Annotated in this window: 4 protein-coding genes (1 of these 4 cut by a window edge); 3 read left to right on the top strand and 1 reads right to left on the bottom strand. The window is 72.3% G+C overall.

Annotated elements, in window-relative coordinates; genetic code table 11:
* The first annotated feature begins 32 nt into the window (after positions 1-32).
* Positions 33-626, top strand: coding sequence for a hypothetical protein (locus KYK13_RS20810; RefSeq protein WP_223631968.1), 594 nt, complete (start codon positions 33-35; stop codon positions 624-626).
* 92 nt (positions 627-718) lie between these two features.
* Here KYK13_RS20810 and guaB read toward each other — a convergent pair whose 3' ends face one another.
* The gene (guaB, locus tag KYK13_RS20805) at positions 719-2,176 is read right to left on the bottom strand and encodes an IMP dehydrogenase (RefSeq protein ID WP_223631965.1); all 1,458 of its coding nucleotides are present in this window, start codon (positions 2,174-2,176) and stop codon (positions 719-721) included.
* Positions 2,177-2,340: 164 nt separating this feature from the next.
* On the opposite strand from guaB, the gene KYK13_RS20800 reads away from it, so the two are divergent.
* On the top strand, positions 2,341-4,578 hold the full coding sequence (locus KYK13_RS20800; protein WP_223631963.1) for a TIGR02266 family protein: 2,238 nt from the start codon (positions 2,341-2,343) through the stop codon (positions 4,576-4,578).
* 135 nt (positions 4,579-4,713) lie between these two features.
* A protein-coding gene (locus KYK13_RS20795) for a non-ribosomal peptide synthase/polyketide synthase (protein WP_223631961.1) crosses the window boundary here: on the top strand, positions 4,714-18,860 show its beginning. 22,867 nt of this gene lie beyond the right edge of the window; only the first 14,147 of its 37,014 coding nucleotides appear in the window; its start codon is at positions 4,714-4,716; its stop codon lies beyond the right edge, outside the window.

Below are 18,860 nucleotides of genomic sequence, written 5' to 3'. Positions count from 1 at the left end.
TGCGCCGCCTGTCCGCTTCCACTGCAGCAGCCATGCTCCTCCTGTCCTCCGCGGGGTGCGTGAAGGAGATCACCTCCGACGAGCGTCTGGAGCGTGACACCCGCAGCGTCGCGGTGAAGGACGCCCCCGGGGTCGACGCGCTGTCCAAGCTCACCTGCGACGACACCTCCGCGCCCCTCAACAAGGCGCGCGACGTGAACCGCCCGGAGTCCGACCGGCTGGTGGACTACGTCAACCTGTACTCGTCCCTGAAGGACCGGACCCACACCTTCGAGGAGGCCATGGCCCGCAACCCGGACCTGAGCTACCGCGAGGGCAGCCAGAACCTGGTCAACGCCAAGGACACCTGCATCCAGCAGACCGCGGACATCCGGGTGGAGTTCGAGACCTACCTGCGCGAGCTGGTGGAGGTGCCCACGGTGCAGGAGATCAAGGGCGGCAACACCGTCACGGTGGCCCGCCTGGACTTCAGCACCCTGAAGAAGGCCATCGAGACGCTGGATCCGGACGACCGCGAGTCGCTCCTCCAGCGCGTGAACGCGGCGGAGAAGCGCGTGTCCACCACCGCTGCTCCCGCCGAGGACTCGTCCAGCGGCAGCACCGGCGGCAAGCGCCGCGGCAAGTAGCCCTGGCTTCCCTCCCCCGGCTCGGCTGACCGGGGGAGTCGCACCGCCCCGAGGCCCCCCTCGAGGGAGAGGCCCGGGGCGAGCCGGCGGCCCTACTCCATCCGGTAGTTGGGCGCTTCCTCGGTGATGATGACGTCGTGCACGTGGCTCTCCTTGAGCCCGGCGGACGTGATGCGGACGAAGTTGGCCTTCGTGCGCAGCTCCTCGATGGTGGCGCACCCCACGTAGCCCATGCCGCTGCGGATGCCGCCCAGCATCTGGTGCACGTTCATGGAGAGCGTGCCCTTGTACGGGACGCGGCCCTCGATGCCCTCCGGCACCAGCTTCACGGCCTCCACGTCGGACTGGAAGTAGCGGTCCTTGGCGCCCTGCTTCATGGCGCCCAGGCTGCCCATGCCGCGGTAGCTCTTGTAGCTGCGGCCCTGGTACAGGATGACGTCGCCGGGCGCTTCTTCCGTGCCGGCGAACAGCGAGCCGATCATCACGGAGCTGGCGCCCGCGGCGAGCGCCTTCACGATGTCGCCCGAGTACTTGATGCCGCCGTCGGAGATGATGGGGATGCCGTGCTTGTCCGCCTCGCGGGAGCAGTCATCCACCGCCGTCACCTGGGGCACGCCCACGCCGGCCACCACGCGGGTGGTGCAGATGGAGCCCGGGCCAATGCCCACCTTCACCGCGTCCACGCCCGCTTCAATCAGGGCGCGCGTGCCCTCTGCGGTGGCGACGTTGCCGGCGATGAGCTCGAAGCCCTTGAAGTTCTTGCGCGTGTCGCGCACGCCCTCGATGACGCCCTTCGAGTGGCCGTGCGCGGTGTCCACCACGATGACGTCCACGCCGGCCTTCACCAGCGCGTCGATGCGGGCCTCGCGGTCCGCGGACACGCCCACGGCGGCGGCGCAGAGCAGGCGGCCCTTCGCGTCCTTGGCGGCGTACGGGTGGGTGCGGCGCTTCTCGATGTCCTTGATGGTGATGAGGCCCTTGAGCTCGTAGGCCTCGTTGACGACGAGGAGCTTCTCGATGCGGTGCTCGTGCAGGAGCTTCTGGGCGTCGTCCTGGGTGATGCCCTCGCGGCCGGTGACGAGCTTCGTCGTCATCACGTCCTCGACCTTCTGGGAGAAGTTCTTCTCGAAGCGCACGTCGCGGCTGGTGAGGATGCCCACCAGGCGCTTGCCCTGCACCACGGGCACGCCGGAGACGCCGTGCTGCTTCATCACCTCCAGCGCGCGGGAGAGCGGCGCCTTCGGGTCGATGGTGATGGGGTCCACCACCATGCCGCTCTCGAACTTCTTGACCTTGAGGACCTCCAGGGCCTGCTGCTCGGGCGTCATGTTCTTGTGGATGACGCCGATGCCGCCTTCCTGCGCCATGGCGATGGCGGTGCGCGCCTCCGTCACGGTGTCCATGGCGGCGGACAGCAGGGGCACGTTCAGGCGGATGTTGCGGGTCAGGCGGGTGGTGAGGTCGGCATCACGCGGGGTGACGGCGCTCTCACCCGGCAGCAGGAGCACGTCGTCGAAGGTGAGGGCCAGCCGGATATCGGGGTTCAACATGGGGGCTCCCGGAGGCCCCGCGGGGCACCAGCGCCCGGCGGGTGCGTGTCCATACGGTTTGCGCGGCTGCCGCGCAATGGAAGAAGGTTTTTTGCCGCCCGTTCCCTGGCACTTCGGGTGATACTCGGCGTCCCACACTCACCCCTTGGGACTGGGACGGGGCCTTGGCGGATTTGAATCAAGCGGGGGCGGTCGGGCTGGTGGTGAAGCTTCCGTTCGCCACCCCCGAGGAGTTCCTCGCGAAATACGGGGGCAACATCACCCGGGGCGGCATCTATTTGCGCGCCAAGGCCGTGCGCCCCCCTGGCACGGCTGTCACCCTGGACCTCCGCCTGGCGAGCGGCGACCGGCTGCTCTACACGGCGGCGATCGTCCACTTCGTCACCGGGCAGCAGGGCCAGGGCATCTCCGGCATGGGCCTGAAGTTCGGGGAGGCGGACCCGGCGACGCGCCGGTTCCTGGACGCGGCGGTGGCCATCCTGCCGCACGCCCAGTCTGACGTGCCGCCCCTGCCCCACGGCGTGGGCCCGGCGGATTTCACGGTCCCCGCCGCTGCCGCCGCCCCTTCCCTGCCCCCGGCCGCGGTCGCGGAGCCGGGCGCCACGCCCCGGGCGGAGGCGCCGGCCGCTCCGCCCGCCCCCGCCCTGGAGATGGTGACGGACGCCGCGCTGGAGCTGGGCACGGAGGAGCCGCCCCGGACGGGGCCTGTCATCGGCATCGACCTGGGGACGACGAACTCGTGCGCCGCGTTCGTGCGGAACAACAAGCCCGGGGTGCTGCACAGCCGCGAGGGCCACAACACGGTGCCCTCCATCCTCGCGTTCAACCAGCGCGGCAAGCTGGTGGTGGGCCACCCCGCGAAGGGGCAGATGCTCACCAACCCGCGCCAGACGGTGTATGGCGCCAAGCGGCTGGTGGGCCGGCCCTACGCGTCACCCATCGTGGGGCAGATCAAGGGCCGCTTCCACTACGAGATCGCCGCGGGCCAGAACGGTGAAGCGGCGGTGCGCCTGGGTGACCGCATCTATTCGCTCCAGCAGATCTCCGCGCTGATCCTCCGCGAGGTGCGCGAGGTGGCGCAGAACCAGCTGGGCCAGCCCATCTCCCGGGCGGTCATCACGGTGCCCGCCTACTACAACGACAACCAGCGGCACGCGGTGCGCGAGGCGGGCAAGCTCGCGGGCCTGTACGTGGAGCGCATCCTCAACGAGCCCACGGCGGCGGCGCTGGCGTACGGCTACGGCAAGAAGCTCAACCAGCGCGTGCTGGTGTACGACCTGGGCGGTGGCACGTTCGACGCGTCGGTGCTGGAGCTGCACGACACGGTCTACGAGGTCATCTCCACCGGCGGCGACACGTTCCTGGGCGGCATCGACTTCGACAACGCCATCGTGGAGTACCTCCTGGAGGAGTTCCAGCGGCAGACGGGCCGCGCCTTCCAGGGGGACCGGGTGGCCCTGCAGCGCATCAACGACGCGGCGGAGCGGGCCAAGTGCGCCCTGTCCGAGCGCTCGGAGATGCGGGTGCACGTGGCCTTCATCACGATGATCGACAACAAGCCGTATGACCTGGACGTCACGCTCACGCGGCAGAAGTTGATCGCGCTGACGGAGGGCCTGGTGGACCGCACGGTCCAGGTCTGCGACGAGGTGCTGCAAGCCAAGGGGCTGAAGCCGCAGGACATCGACGAGGTGATCCTCGTCGGCGGGCAGAGCCGCTTCCCGCTGGTGCACGAGAAGATCACGAAGTTCTTCGGGCGGCCGCCCAGCAAGGGCGTGCACCCGGACGAGGCCGTGGCGCTCGGCGCGGCGCTGCTGGCGCACAGCCTGGGGCAGGTGGAAGGCGTGGTGCTCATCGACGTGCTGCCCATGGCCATTGGCGTGGCGCTGCCGGGTGGGCGCTTCAAGCCGGTCCTGGAGCGCAACGTGTCGCTGCCGGCCGCGAAGAGCTACACGCTCTCCACGCATCGGGACGGGCAGACGGAGCTGGAGCTCACCGTCTTCCAGGGCGACTCCGAGCGCGCGCAGGACAACGAGTACCTGGGCACGCTGCGGCTCGCGGGCCTGCCGAAGAAGCCTCGCGGCGCGGTGCAGGTGACGGTGACCTTCGAGGTGAACAACGAGTCGCTGCTGAAGGTGACGGCCCGGGAGGGCACCACGGGGCGCGAGGTGGTGAGCACGTTCACCACTCGCGACACGCCGGAGGCGGTGAAGGCGCGGCTGGCGCAGGAGGAGGCCGCTTCGGCTCCGGTGCCTCCGGTGGTGACGCCGGGGGGCGCGCCCCCGGGACGCAAGGCCGCGGTGTCCGCGCCGGTCGTTCCGGAGGCCGCGCCGGATGCGGCCGTCGTGTCCAGGCAGAAAGGTTTCATGGGGTGGTTGAAGGGGCTGTTCGGCCGCGCGTGATGGCGTGGCGGGTCCCTGCTTCGCGAGCAGGCTTGCGTCAAAGACTCCCGTGTTTCATCACCGGGAGTCCCTCGGGACAGAGCATCCAGGCTGCTATGAAGTGTCGCCGTTGTTTCGACACATGGATGGCCACCCGTGCACGACCTTTCGCGAACCCTCCCCGGTGTCCTGCTGAAGCTTGTCCAAGGGCCTTCCGCACGCGCGCCGCTCTACACGTTCCTGGGTGAGACCGACGGCGAGGAGACCGTCTGGAGCGCGTTGGACCTGGACGTGCGCGCGCGGCGGATCGCGGCGGCGCTGCGCGAGCGGGGCGCGGTGGGCGAGCGCGTGTTGCTGCTGTACCCGCCGGGGCTGGACTACATCGCGGGCTTCTTCGGCTGTCTGTACGCGGGCGCGGTGGCGGTGCCCGCGTATCCGCCGGCCCCGATGCGGATGGAGCGCACCCTGCCCCGCCTGCGCGCCATCATCCAGGACGCGCGCGCGTCGGTGGTGCTCACCACGTCCGGCATCCTGGAGTTGGCGGACTTCGTCTTCGCGCAGGCGCCGGACTTCCGCGCGCTGCACTGGATGGCGACGGACACGCTCGCGGAAGGCGGCGAGCGGGACTGGGTGGCGCCGGAGGGGCTGGGCGCGGAGTCGCTCGCGTTTCTTCAGTACACGTCCGGGAGCACGGGCACTCCGAAGGGCGTGATGCTCACGCATGGCAATCTGTTGCACAACCTGTCGTTGATCCACGGCGCCTTCGGGGCGCGGACGGACAGCGTGGGGGTCATCTGGCTGCCGCCGTACCACGACATGGGGCTCATCGGCGGCATCCTGGAGCCGCTGTTCGGCGGGTTCCCGGTGGCGCTGATGTCGCCGATGGCGTTCCTCAAGCGGCCCATGGCCTGGCTGGAGGCGGTGTCGCGTTTCGGGGGCACCATCAGCGGCGGGCCGAACTTCGCGTTCGACCTGTGCGTGAGGAAGAGCACGCCGGAGCAGCGGCGGGCGTTGGACCTGAGCCGGTGGGAGGTGGCCTTCTGCGGCGCGGAGCCGATCCGCCCGGAGACGCTGGAGCGCTTCGTGGAGGCCTTCGGCCCGAGCGGCTTCCGGCGCGAGGCGTTCTATCCATGCTACGGCCTGGCGGAGGGCACGCTCATCGTCTCCGGAGGCGAGAAGCCGGCGCCGCCGGTGTCGCTGACGCTGTCGGGCGCGGCGCTGGAGCGGCACCGCGCCGAGGAAGTGGACGCGGCGGAGCCCGGGGCCCGGACCCTGGTGGGCTGTGGCCGGACGCTGGCGGAGCAGCGGATCGCCATCGTGGATCCGGAGACGCTGGAGCGCCGCGCCCCCGGTGCGGTGGGTGAGATCTGGGTGTCGGGGGCGAGCGTGGCCCAGGGGTATTGGGGCCGGGAGGATGCGACGCGCGAGACGTTCCAGGCGCGCATCGCGGGTGAGGACGGCGGGCCGTACCTGCGCACGGGGGACCTGGGGTTCCTGCGGCCGGACGGTGAGCTGTACGTCACGGGGCGGCGCAAGGACCTCATCATCCTGCGCGGGCGCAACCACTATCCACAGGACCTGGAGGCGACGGTGGAGGCGGCGCACCCGGCGCTGCGGCCCGGGGGCGGCGCGGTGTTCTCGGTGGAGGTGGCGGGCGAGGAGCGCGCGGTGGTGGTGCAGGAGGTCGACGTGCGGCGGCTGGGGGGGCTGCGCGAGCAGCTCGCGGCGGCGGACGCGGCGGTGGGAGTCATCCGTCAGCGGTTGGCGGAGTCGCATGAGGTGCAGGCGCAGGCCGTGGTGCTCATCGAGCCGGGCAGCCTGCCGAAGACTTCGAGCGGCAAGGTGCAGCGGCATGCGTGCCGCGCGGCGTTCCTCGCGGGCACGTTGCAGGAGGTGACGGCGTGGCGGCAGGAGGTACCTGTGAGCGCGGATCCGACGTCGGGAACGCCCCTTCCATCGGCTGCGGCGTCGGAGGGGCCCCTTCGTTCGGCTGCCAGCGTTGCCGCTGGCGCTCAGCCCGAAGCGCCTGAGGCGCTGACCTCGAGGCCGGACGCGGAGGCGCTGGTGGCCTGGCTGCGCGACACCGTGGCCCGGCACGTGCGCGTGGGGCGTGAGGAGATCGACGTCGATGCTCCGGTGACGCGCTACGGGTTGGACTCGCTGGGCGCGGTGGAGCTGGCCCATGCGGTGAGCACGGGGACGGGGCTGACGGTGCCCATGGAGTGGCTCCTCCAGGGGCCGAGCATCACGTCCTTCGCGCGGCAGTTGGTCTCGCTCCGGGAGGCGTCGGGTCCCGCGGCCAGCGCGCTGCGTCGCAGGGATGTGAGCGGTGACCGGGCGGTGTCCTTCGCGCAGGCGAGGCTGTGGTTCCTGGACCGGTACGCGCCGGGTGACGTGACCTACAACCTCCCCGCCGCCGTGCGCCTGGAGGGCGACCTGGAGGTGGCCGCGCTGGAGGGCAGCCTCCAGGCCCTCGCGGCGCGCCATGACTCGCTGAGGACGTCCTTCCGCGAGAGGGATGGACGGCCGCTGCAGGTCATCTCCCGGGACGCCGTGCTGCCGCTGGCGCGCGTGTCGCTGGAGTCCCTGCCGCTGGAAGACCGTGAGGCGGAAGCATCCCGCCTCACGCACGATGAGGCCCGCCGCCCCTTCGAGCTCACGCGAGGGCCGCTGGTGCGCGCTACGTTGCTGACGCTCGATGCGCGCACGCACGTGCTGGTGCTCGTGATTCACCATGCCGTGTCGGACGGCACGTCGATGGCCGTGCTGGTGCGCGAGGTCTCCGCGCTCTACGCGGCGCTGCGCGAGGGCCGGCCATCGCCGCTGCCCACGCTGCCGTTGGGGTACGCCGATTACGCGGAGTGGCAGCGGGAATTGCTGAACGGGACCGCGCTGGCGTCCCAGCTGGATTACTGGCGCCGGCAGCTCGCGGGCGCTCCCCGGCTGCTGGAGCTGGCGACGGACCGGCCCCGCCCCGCCGAGCGTGGGACGCAGGGGGCCCGGGTGCCGGTGGTGCTGGACGCCTCACTGGCCGACGCGGTGCGGGCGCTGGCGGTGCGTGAGGGCGTCACGCCCTTCATGGTGCTGCTGGCCGGCTTCCAGGCGGTGCTCGCTCGCCGGTCGGGACAGGACGACGTCAGCGTGGGCACGGCCATCGCGGGCCGGGGCCGCGCGGAGCTCCAGGGCCTGGTGGGCTTCTTCGTCAACACGCTGGTGATGCGCACGCGGCTGTCCGGCGCTCCCACCTTCCGGGAGCTGCTGGGCCGGGTGCGCGCGACGGCCATGGGCGCGTACGCGCACCAGGACGTGCCCTTCGAGAAGCTGGTGGAAGCGCTCCAGCCCACGCGCGAGCGCGGGCACACGCCCCTCTTCCAGGTGATGTTCATCCTCCAGGGCGCACAGGTGGGGGCTCCGGTGCTGCCGGGTCTCCAGTCGCGGCTCGTGGACGTGCACACCGGCACGGCGATGTTCGACCTGACGCTCTCGCTCTCCGGATCCGCCCGAGGCTTCGAGGGCTGGCTGGAGTACGCCACCGAGCTCTTCGATGCGAACACCGTGGCCCGCATCGCCGGCCATCTGCGCGTGCTGCTGGAGGCCGCCGTCGCGGATCCCTCGCGCACGGTGGATGCGCTGCCGTGGCTGGAGGCCGCGGAGGCGGAGCACCTGCTCGCGTTGTCTCGCGGGCCTGACGTCGAGTTCCCATCGGACGCGACGGTCTCGTCTCGCTTCGCGGCGCAGGTGGCCCGGACTCCGGACGCCGTGGCGCTCGTCGCCGGAGACGAGCGGCTGACGTACCGGGCACTGCGGGCTCGGGTCCGGGCCCTGGCGCATACGCTGCGGCAGCGCGGCGTGGGCCCTGAGTCGGTCGTGGGCCTGTGCGTGGATCGCTCGGTGGAGCTGGCGGTGGGGATGCTCGGGATCCTGGAGGCGGGGGCGGCCTACCTGCCGTTGGATCCGGCGTACCCGGCGCAGCGGCTCGCCGCGATGTGGGAGGACTCGGGGGCGAAGGTCCTGGTGGGGCCCCGCCGCCTGGAGGACGTCATCACAGTGCCGGCCGAGCGCCGGCTCTTCCTCGACGACGTGGACGCTTCCGTGGGTGCGGACTTCGTGCGGTCCGCGAGCGATGCGCGGACGCTCGCCTACGTGCTCTACACGTCGGGTTCGACGGGGCGGCCCAAGGGCGTGGGCGTGCCGCACCGGACGGTGATGAACTTCTTCCGCGCGATGGACGCGCACGTCTCGCCCATCCCCGGCACGTGGCTGGCGATGACGAGCATCTCCTTCGACATCTCCGTGCTGGAGCTGCTCTGGTCCTGGACGCGCGGCTTCCAGGTGGTGCTCGCGCCCACGGGCCTGGAGCCCGCCGCGTTCGCGGACCTGCTGGAGCGCCATGCCGTCACCCACTTCCAGTGCACGCCGTCGTACGCCCGCGCGCTCGTGGAGGAGCCTCGCGCGCTGCGTGCGCTGGGCGGGCTGCGCCAGTTGCTCGTGGGCGGCGAAGCGCTTCCGGGGCACCTGGCCGCGCGGCTGCGGGCGCATGTCCCCGCCTTGCTCAACCTGTACGGCCCCACCGAGACGACCGTGTGGTCGTCCATGCATCGCGTGGACTCGGACACGTCCGGTACGGTGTCGCTGGGCCGGCCGTTGGCGAACACGGGCCTGCACGTCTTGGATGCGCAGCTGCGGCCGGTGCCGGTCGGTGTCCCTGGCGAGCTGTTCATCGGCGGCGAGGGCGTGGTGCGCGGCTACCTGGGCCGGCCGGACCTGACGGCGGAGCGCTTCGTGCCGGATGCGTTCCGTGACACGCCGGGCGCGCGGCAGTACCGCACGGGCGACCGCGTGCGCTGGCTCGCGGACGGGACGCTGGAGTTCCTGGGCCGCGTCGACCACCAGGTGAAGCTGCGCGGCTTCCGCATCGAAACGGGTGAGATCGAAGCCGCGCTCCGCGCGCACCCCGGCGTCCGTGAGGCCGTGGCCACCGTGCGCGAGGACGTGCCTGGTGAGCCGCGCCTCGTGGCGTATGTCGTCCCTGCCTTCGTGGAGGCGGATGCCCTGCGCGAGCACCTGCGCTCGCGCCTCCCCGGGTTCATGGTGCCCTCGGCGTTCGTCGGCCTGGACGCCCTGCCCCTCACGCCCAACGGCAAGGTGGACCGCGGCGCCCTGCCTGCCCCCACGGTCATCCCGGCCGCCAGCGAGGACGCTGGACCCCTGACGCCGGTCCAGGAGCAGTTGGCCGCGCTGTTCCAGGACGTGCTGCACGTGGAGCGCGTGGGCGCGCACGATGACTTCTTCGCGCTCGGGGGGCATTCGCTGCTGGCCACCCAGCTTGTCACCCGCGTGGCGTCCCGCTTCGGCGTGGACCTGCCCGTGCGCGCGCTGTTCGACGCGCCCACCGTGGCGCGGCTCGCGGAGCGCATCGAGGCGCTCCCCTTCCGGCGCCCCACCGAGCCCATCCCCGCCGTGTCCCGCGACGGGGCGCTGCCGCTGTCGTTCGCGCAGCAGCGCATGTGGTTCCTGGACCGGCTGGAGCCCGGTCAGGCGCTCTACAACATCCCCCTGGCCCTGCGGCTCTCCGGCCCGCTGGACGTGGAGGTGCTGCGGCGCACGTTCGCGGAGGTGGTCCGGCGACACGAACCGCTGCGCACCACGTTCGAGGAGCGCGACGGTCAACCGCTCCAGCGCATCCATGCGCCGCCGGTGGAGTGGTCCCTTCCAGTGGAGACGCTCCCCGAAGGCGCGGAGCGCGACGCCACGCTGCACCAGCGGATGCGCGAGGACGCGACCTGGCCGTTCGACTTGAGCACCGGCCCGCTGCTGCGCACGCGGCTGCTCCGGCTGGCCCCGAATGAGCACGTGCTGCTTCTGTGCATGCACCACATCGTCACGGACGGCTGGTCCATGGGCGTGCTGGTGGATGAGGTGGCGCGGCTCTACCCGGCGTTCCTGGAGGGCCAGACGTCGCCGCTTCCGGCGCTGGAGGTGCAGGCCGCGGACTTCGCCGCATGGCAGCACCAGCAGGAGGCGTCCGAGCCAGCCCGGGAGCAGCTGGAAGCGCTGCGCGAGTCCCTGAAGGACGTGCCCGTGCTCACCCTCCCCGCGGAGCAGGGGCTGCCCGGGACGCGGTCCACGCGCGGGGGCAGCCATGTCTTCACGCTGCCCGCGTCCCTGGTGCGGTCGCTGGAACAGGTGGGCCGTGACCGCGACGCCACGCTGTTCATGGTGCTGATGGCCGGGTACCAGGCCGTGCTGTCGCGCTACTCCGGGCAGGAGGACTTCGCCGTGGGCACGCCCGTGGCCCACCGCACCCGGCCGGAGCTGGAGCCCCTCATCGGCGTGTTCCTCAACACGCTGGTGCTGCGCGCGCGCCTGGAGGGCGCGCCCCGCTTCTCGGAGCTCCTGGACCGCGTGCGCGAGTCCTCCCTGGCCGCGTTCGCGCACCAGGACGTGCCCTACGAGAAGCTCGTGGAGGCGGTGGCGCAGGCGCGCGGCGGCGACCGCGCGTCGCTGTTCCAGGTGATGTTCGTGCTCCAGAACGCGCCGCTGTCCACGCCCGCCCTGCCCGGCGTCCGCGTGGAGCGGCTGCCCACCTCCACGGAGACGGCGCGCTTCGACCTCATCCTGTCGCTCACTCCCGGGGATGACGGGCTGGAGGGCGCGCTCGAATACAGCCGCGACCTCTTCTCCGACGATGCGGCGGCGCGCTTCGCCACCCACTTCCGGATCCTGCTGGAGGCCGTGGTTCGCGACGCGGCGACGCCCGTGTGGCGGCTGCCCCTGATGGATGCGGCGGAGCGGGCGCAGGTGCTCCATGTCTTCGGCGCGCCGGACCTCCGGCCGTTGCGTGAGCCGCCCCTCCTGGAGTGCTTCGAGGCACAGGTCCAGCGGGCTCCGGACGCCGTGGCCGTGGAGCATGAAGGCCGGACGCTGACGTATGCGCAGCTGGATGCGCGCGCGAACCAGCTGGCCCGGCATCTGCTGGCGCGGGGCCTCCAACTCGAGGGCCGCGTGGGCCTGTGCCTGGAGCGCGGGCTGGACCTCATCGTGGGCATGCTCGGCGTCGTCAAGGCGGGCGGCTGCTACGTGCCTTTGGATCCGGCCTATCCGGCGTCGAGGCTGGCGTTCATGTTCCAGGACGCGGGGCTGTCGCTGGTGGTGACGGAGCGCTCGCTGCCTTCGGCCGTCCAGGACATGTCCTGGCCCACGGTGAGCCTGGAGGCGGACCGGGACGCGATTTCACGCCACGACACGGCCGCTCCCGGGGTGAGGCTGCTGCCCGAGCAGTGGGTCTACGTGCTCTACACGTCGGGCTCCACGGGCACGCCCAAGGGCGTCGGTGTCTCGGCCGCGTCCATCGTCCACCTGCTGCGGGACACGAACTACGTGCGGCTGGGACCGGACGACCGCATGGTGCAGGGCGGGACCCCGTCGTTCGACATCGCCACCTTCGAGGTCTGGGGCGCGCTGCTCAATGGTGCCCGGCTGATCATCCTGCCGCGCGAGGTGACGCTGGCGCCGACGGAGCTGGCGCGCGCGCTGCGCGAGACGGGCGCCACCACGGCCATGTTCGCCACGGCGCTGGTCCACACGGTGGCGCGCGAGGTGCCCGACGCGTTCGCCACGATGCGCGTGGTCTTCTGCGCGGGCGAGGCCGCGAACGCGGATGCGATGCGCGCCGTGTTGCGCGCGGGGCCGCCGGGCCGGCTGGTGAACTTCTACGGCCCCACGGAGACCACCGTGGGGGCCACCACGCATGACCTCAACGATCTGCCGGAGCACGTGACGTCGGTGTCCATCGGCCGGCCGATGACGCGGGTCCAGGCGTACGTGCTGGATTCGCACGGGCAGCCCGTCCCGGTGGGCGTCCCCGGCGAGCTGTACCTGGGCGGAGACGGCGTCGGCCGGGGGTACCTGGGCCGGCCCGCGCTGACGGCGGAGCGCTTCGTGCCTTCCCCCTTCGGTGACGTGCCCGGCGCGCGGCTGTTCCGCACGGGCGACCGCGTGCGCTGGCGGGCGGACGGGACGCTGGACTTCCTGGGCCGCATGGACACGCAGGTGAAGCTGCGCGGCTTCCGCATCGAGTTGGGCGAGGTGGAGTCCCTTGTCCGGCAGCACCCGGCGGTGAAGGCCGCGGTGGCGGGCGTGCTCGATGATGGCACGGGCGATCCGCGCCTCGTGGCGTGGTACGTGCCGCGGACTCCGGTGGATGCGGCGGAGCTGCGTGCCTTCGTGGCCGAACGGCTGCCCGCGCCGCTGGTGCCCTCCGCGTTCGTGCCGCTGGACGCCCTGCCCCTCACCCCGAGCGGCAAGGTGGACCGCAAGGCGCTGCCCACGCCGGGGGCGGGCTCGGTCGCGATGGCGCCCGCGAAGCCGCAGCGGATGACGCCCTTCCAGCAGCGGGTCGCGGACCTGTTCCGCGAGGTCCTGCGCGTGCCCCGGGTCGGCGTGCACGATGACTTCTTCGCCCTGGGTGGCCACTCGCTGCTGGCCACGCGGCTGCTGTCCCGCGTGCGGTCCACGTTCCAGGTGGAGCTGCCCCTGCGCGGCCTCTTCGAGGGTGCCACCGTCGCGGACGTCACCGAGCAGGTGGAGGCCCAGCTCCTCACGCGCTCGGACCTTCCGCGCGTGCCGGCGCTCCGGAGGGTGGCCCGCGACGCGGACCTGCCCCTGTCCTTCGCGCAGCAGCGGCTTTGGGTGGTGGAGCAGCTCCAGCCCGGAGCCACGCCCTACGTCCTGGTGGGGGCCGTGCGGCTGGAGGGCCCGCTGGACGTGGAGGCCCTGCGCCGCGCGCTGGAGGTGCTCGTCGAACGCCATGAGGCGCTCCGCACCACGTTCGCGCTCAAGGGCCGCGAGCCGGTCCAGCTCATCCAACCCGCGCCCGTCTGGGCGCTGCCCGTGACGAACCTGGACCCCATTCCGCCCGGCGAACGCGAGGCCGAGGTTCACCGGCTGGCGCGCGAGGAGGCAGGCCGGCCGTTCGACCTGGGCGTGGGACCGCTGCTGCGCACGCGCCTGCTGCGGCTGTCGTCCTCGCACCACGTGTTGCTCCTGGGCATGCACCACGTCGTCTCCGACGGGTGGTCCCTGGGGGTGATGGTGCGGGAGGTGGCCACGGCCTACGCGGCGTTCGCTTCCGGCGCGGCACCGGCCCTGCCCGCCCTGCCCGTGCAGTACGCGGACTTCGCGGCGTGGCAGCGCGGCTGGCTCCAGGGCGACGTGCTCGCGGACGAGGTGGCCTGGTGGAAGGAGCAGCTGGCGGGTGCGCCCCGGGTCCTGGACCTGCCCACCGACAAGCCGCGCCCCACGACGCGTTCACCGCACGGCGCGCTCCTGCCCGTGCATGTTCCGAGTGCGCTGACGGATCGCCTGGTGGGGATCGCCCGGCACGAGGGCGCTACGCCGTTCATGGCGCTGCTCGCCGTGTGGCAGGTGCTGCTGTCGCGGTACAGCCGGCAGGAGGACCTGCTCGTCGGCGCTCCCATCGCGGGGCGCACGCACGGCGACGTGGAGGGGCTGGTCGGCTTCTTCGTCAACACGCTGGTGCTGCGCGCGCGCATCGCCCCGGAGGCGTCGTTCCGCGCGCTGCTGGGCCAGGTCCGGGACACGACGCTCGCGGCCTATGAGCACCAGGACCTCCCCTTCGAGAAGCTGGTGGAGGAGCTCCAGGTGCCTCGCGACCTGGCGCGCACGCCGCTCGTGCAGGCCGTCTTCGCGCTGCAGAACGCGCCGGCCGGGGTGCTCGAAGCGCCGGGGCTGCGGATGGAGTTGCTGGAGGTGGACGCGGGCACGGCGCACTTCGACCTGGGCCTGCTCCTCACCGAGACGCCGGACGGCCTGCGCGGATCCGTCGAGTACAGCACCGACCTCTTTGAGCGCGACAGCATGGCCCGCCTCGCAGGCCACCTGCGTGTGCTGCTGGAGGCCGTTGTCTCCTCGCCGGACGCGCCGATCTCCGGGCTGCCCTGGCTCACGCCGGAGGAGCACCGGCAGGTGATCGTCGCGTGGAACGACACCGCCCTGCCCTACCCCTCCGACAGCACCGTCGCGGCGCGCTTCGAACTGCACGCCGCGCGGCAGCCGGACGCCATCGCGGTGGAGGATGGCGAGGAACGGCTGACGTATGCGCAGTTGGATGCCCGGGCCAACCAGCTCGCGCACCTGCTGCGAGCCCGGGGCGTGGGTCCGGACGTGCCGGTGGCGCTGTGCCTGGAGCGCTCCGTGGGCTTCGTGGTCGCGGTGCTCGGCATCCTCAAGGCGGGCGGCGCTTACGTGCCGCTGGATGCGTCGTATCCCGCGCAGCGGCTGAGCTTCATGCTGGAGGACGCCCGGCCGCACCTGCTCGTCACCACGCACGCGCTGCATGCACGGCTGCACCTCCCCGACGCGTCCCTGCCGTGCCTGTTCTTGGAGGAGCTGCCGCTCGATGGCCAGCCCACCACCGCGCCAAGGACGGGCGTGGGGCCGCGCAACCTGGCCTACGTCATCTTCACCTCCGGCAGCGGCGGACGGCCCAAGGGCGTGGGCATCGAGCATCGCGGGCTGCTGCGCCTGATGCACTCGGCGCCGTACACGCGCTATGGGGCTCGCGACACGGGGCTGCTCTTCGCGCCCGTGTCCTTCGATGGCTCCGTGCTGGAGCTGTGGACGCCGCTGCTGCACGGCGGCCGGCTCGTTGTCTTCCCGGGGCATGTGCCCGCCGGCGACATGGACACGCTGGCCCGCGTGGTGGAGCGCCACGGCGTCGCGTTCGTGCACCTGCCCTCGGGCCTCTTCTCGCAGTTGATGGAGCACCGTCCGGACATCCTCGGGCGGCTGCGGGAGCTGCATGCGGGCGGCGACATCGTCTCCGCGCCGCACGTGCGCAAGGCGGTGGAGGCACTGGGCATCCCCTTCACCAACGCCTACGGCCCCACCGAGTGCTCCGTCGTCGCCACCACTTTCACGGTGGAGCGGCCGGAGCAGGTGGGCCTGTCGGTGCCCATCGGCGCGCCGCTCGCCAACACGTCGGTGTACGTGCTGGACGCGCGGCTGCACCCGGTGCCCGTGGGCGTGCCGGGCGAGCTGTTCCTCGGCGGTGACGGCGTGGCGCGTGGCTACGTGTCGCGGCCGGACCTCACGGCGGAGCGCTTCGTCCCGGACGCGCAGGGTTCGACGCCCGGTGCCCGGCTGTACCGCACCGGAGATCTGGTCCGCTGGCGCCCGGACGGGACGCTAGAGTTCCTGGGGCGCGCCGACCACCAGGTGAAGGTGCGCGGCTTCCGCATCGAGCTGGCGGAGGTGGAGGCCGCCCTGCGCGACCTGCCCGAGGTGCAGGAGTCCGCGGTGGTGGTTCGCGAGGACGTGCCCGGGGACAAGCGGCTCGTCGCCTACGCGACGCCTCGCGCGGGGCGCGTGCTGGAGGCCCCGGCGATGCGCGCGGCGCTGCGGCAGCGGTTGCCGGAGTACATGGTGCCGTCGGTGTTCGTGGCGCTGGCCACCCTGCCCCTCAATCCCAGCGGCAAGGTCGACCGCAAGGCGCTGCCCGCGCCGGATGCCGCGACCACCGGACGCAGTGGCCGCTTCGTGGAGCCCTCGCATCCGCTGGAGCAGCGGCTGGCGCCCGTCTTCGCCCGCGAGCTGGGCACGGACCGCGTGGGCGCGCAGGACCACCTCTTCGAGGACCTGGGCGCCACGTCGCTGACCGTGGTGCGGCTGGCCGCGCGCCTGCGCGAGGAGCTCCAGCGCGAGGTGCCCGTGGTGTGGCTGTTCGAGCACCCCACGCTCGAGGGGCTCGTCCAGCGCCTGGAGCGCGAATCCCAGGGCTCGAACGCTTCCCCTCCGGTCTCCGCGTCGCCCGGCCATCGTCCTCGAGAGGTTCCGACGTCCGTTGCGTCCGGCGGCATCGCCATCATCGGCATGGCGGGACGCTTCCCGGGCGCGATGACAGTGGCGGACTTCTGGCGCAACCTGCGCGGGGGCGTGGAGTCCATCACCCGCTTCACGCCGGACGAGCTGGAGCACATGCCCGTCCTGCCGGAAGGGGTGGAGCTCTGGCACCACCCGGCCTTCGTGCCGGCCGCGGGCGTGCTCGACGGGGTGGACCGGTTCGACCCCGCGTTCTTCGACATGTCGCTGCGTGAGGCGCAGTTCACGGATCCGCAGCAGCGGCTCTTCCTCCAGACGGCGTGGGCCGCGCTGGAGGACGCGGGCATCGATCCGGACCGCTTCCCCGGCGCCATCTCGCTGTACGCGGGGGCCACGGGCTCCGGGTACACGGACGCCGTGCGCCAGGCGATGCCGCTGGACGCCGCGTCGTTCATGGAGCTGCACGGCACCGCCACCCATGAGAGCCTGGCGACGAAGACGTCCTTCAAGCTGGGGCTCACGGGCGAAAGCACGCTGCTCTACACCGCGTGCTCCACGGGCCTGGTGGCGGTGCACCTGGCCTGCCAGAGCCTGCGCACGGGCCAGTCCGACGTGGCGCTCGCGGGCGCGACGCGGCTGTCCCTGCCACAGCGCACGGGCTACGTGGCGCAGGAGGGGCTCATCTTCTCCGCGGACGGCCACTGCCGCGCGTTCGACGCGAAGGCCGGGGGCACGCTCGCGGGCAACGGCGTGGGCGCGGTGGTGCTCAAGCGGCTGGAGGATGCGCTGCGGGACGGTGACGCCATCTACGCCGTCATCCGGGGATCGGCGCTCAACAACGATGGGCGCAACAAGTCTGGCTTCACCGCACCCAGCGTGCAGGGACAGGCGGCCGTGGTCTCCCAGGCGCTGGCCAACGCGGGCGTCTCGCCGGAGGCGGTGGGCTACGTGGAGGCCCACGGCACCGCGACGCCGCTGGGCGATCCCATTGAAGTGGCGGCGCTGACGCGCGCGTACGGCCTTGGCGCCGAGCACCGGGGGCGCATCGCGCTGGCGTCGCTGAAGACGAACGTGGGCCACCTGGACACGGTCGCGGGGCTCGCGGGCCTGATGAAGGCCGCGCTGTCGCTCCACCACGGGGAGATTCCCCCCAGCCTCCACTTCGAGCGGCCCAACCCGCAGATCGACTTCGACGCGGGCCCGTTCTTCGTCAACACCACCTTGCGGCCGTGGCCCAGGGGCGAGACGCCCCGCTTCGCCGCGGTCAGCTCCTTCGGCATTGGCGGCACCAATGCCCACGCGATCCTCGAGGAAGCCCCCATGCGGCAGAGTGGTTCCACCACGCGGTCCCACCAACTCGTCGTGCTGTCCGCGCGCTCGCCGGAGGCATTGCAGGCGGCGGCGCGGCAGCTGGACGGGCACGTGGCGGAGGGCGTGGATGCACAGACGCTGGCGGACCTGGCCTTCACGCACGCCGTGGGCCGCAAGGCCTTCGAGTACCGCCAGGCGCTGGTGGTGAAGGACGCGGCGGACCTGACGCGCCAGCTGGGCAAGCCGGCGGCGGCGGTGAAGACGGAGAAGCGCGCGCCGCGCGTGGCGTTCGTGTTCTCCGGCCAGGGGGCGCAGCGCATCGGGATGGGGCGCGAGCTGGTGGAGGCGTCGCCCCGGTTCCGCGAGCACCTGGACGGGTGCCTCGCGCTGCTGGAGGCGCCGTTGCGGGCGCGGGTGTCGGCGCTGCTGTCTCCCGGGGCCGACGCGGAGATGGAGGCGAAGGCCGCCCTGGCGGACACGCGCGTGGCGCTGCCCGCGCTGTTCAGCGTGCAGGTGTCGCTGGCGCGGCTGTGGCAGGACCTGGGCGTGACGCCGTACGCGGTGCTGGGGCACAGCTTCGGGGAGTACGCGGCGGCGTGCGTCGCGGGCGTGCTGTCCCTGGAGGACGCGATGCACCTCACGGTGGCTCGCGGGGAGCTGATGCACCGCATGCCCCCCGGGGCGATGCTCGCGGTGGCGCTGCCCGTGGCGAGCGTCCAGCCGCTGCTGTCAGGCCGGCTGGAGCTGGCGGCCGTGAACGCACCGGACCGCTGCGTGGTGTCCGGGCCGGTGGAGGACGTGGAGCGGCTGGAGGCGGAGCTGAAGGCCCGGAAGGCCGGGGCCGTGCGCATGCCCGCGCCGCACGCGTTCCACTCGGCGGATGTGGAGCCGGTGATGGCGGAGCTGGCGCGGGTGGTGGGGACGCTGCGCCGGTCGGAGCCCTCGGTGCGGTATGTGTCCAGCCTCACGGGCACGGTGGCGCAGCCGGGGCAGTTGGCGGATCCGCGCTACTGGACCGAGCAGATGCGCAGGCCGGTGCACTTCACCCGCGCGGTGGAGACGCTCCAGGAGGAAGGCTGCGCGGTGCTGCTGGAGGTGGGCCCGGGGCAGGACGTGACGCCGCTGGTGCGCGCGAACCTGGCGCGGGAGGA

The sequence above is a fragment of the Corallococcus sp. EGB genome (assembly GCF_019968905.1).
GTDB lineage: Bacteria > Myxococcota > Myxococcia > Myxococcales > Myxococcaceae > Corallococcus.
Note: the sequence above shows the minus strand (reverse complement) of the source record. Positions and strands in the feature narration are given on the sequence as shown.

Coding starts and splice junctions, on each gene's coding strand:
- guaB (WP_223631965.1), bottom strand. CDS start 2,176: ATGTTGAACCCCGATATCCGGCTGGCCCTCACCTTCGACGACGTGCTC.
- KYK13_RS20810 (WP_223631968.1), top strand. CDS start 33: ATGCTCCTCCTGTCCTCCGCGGGGTGCGTGAAGGAGATCACCTCCGAC.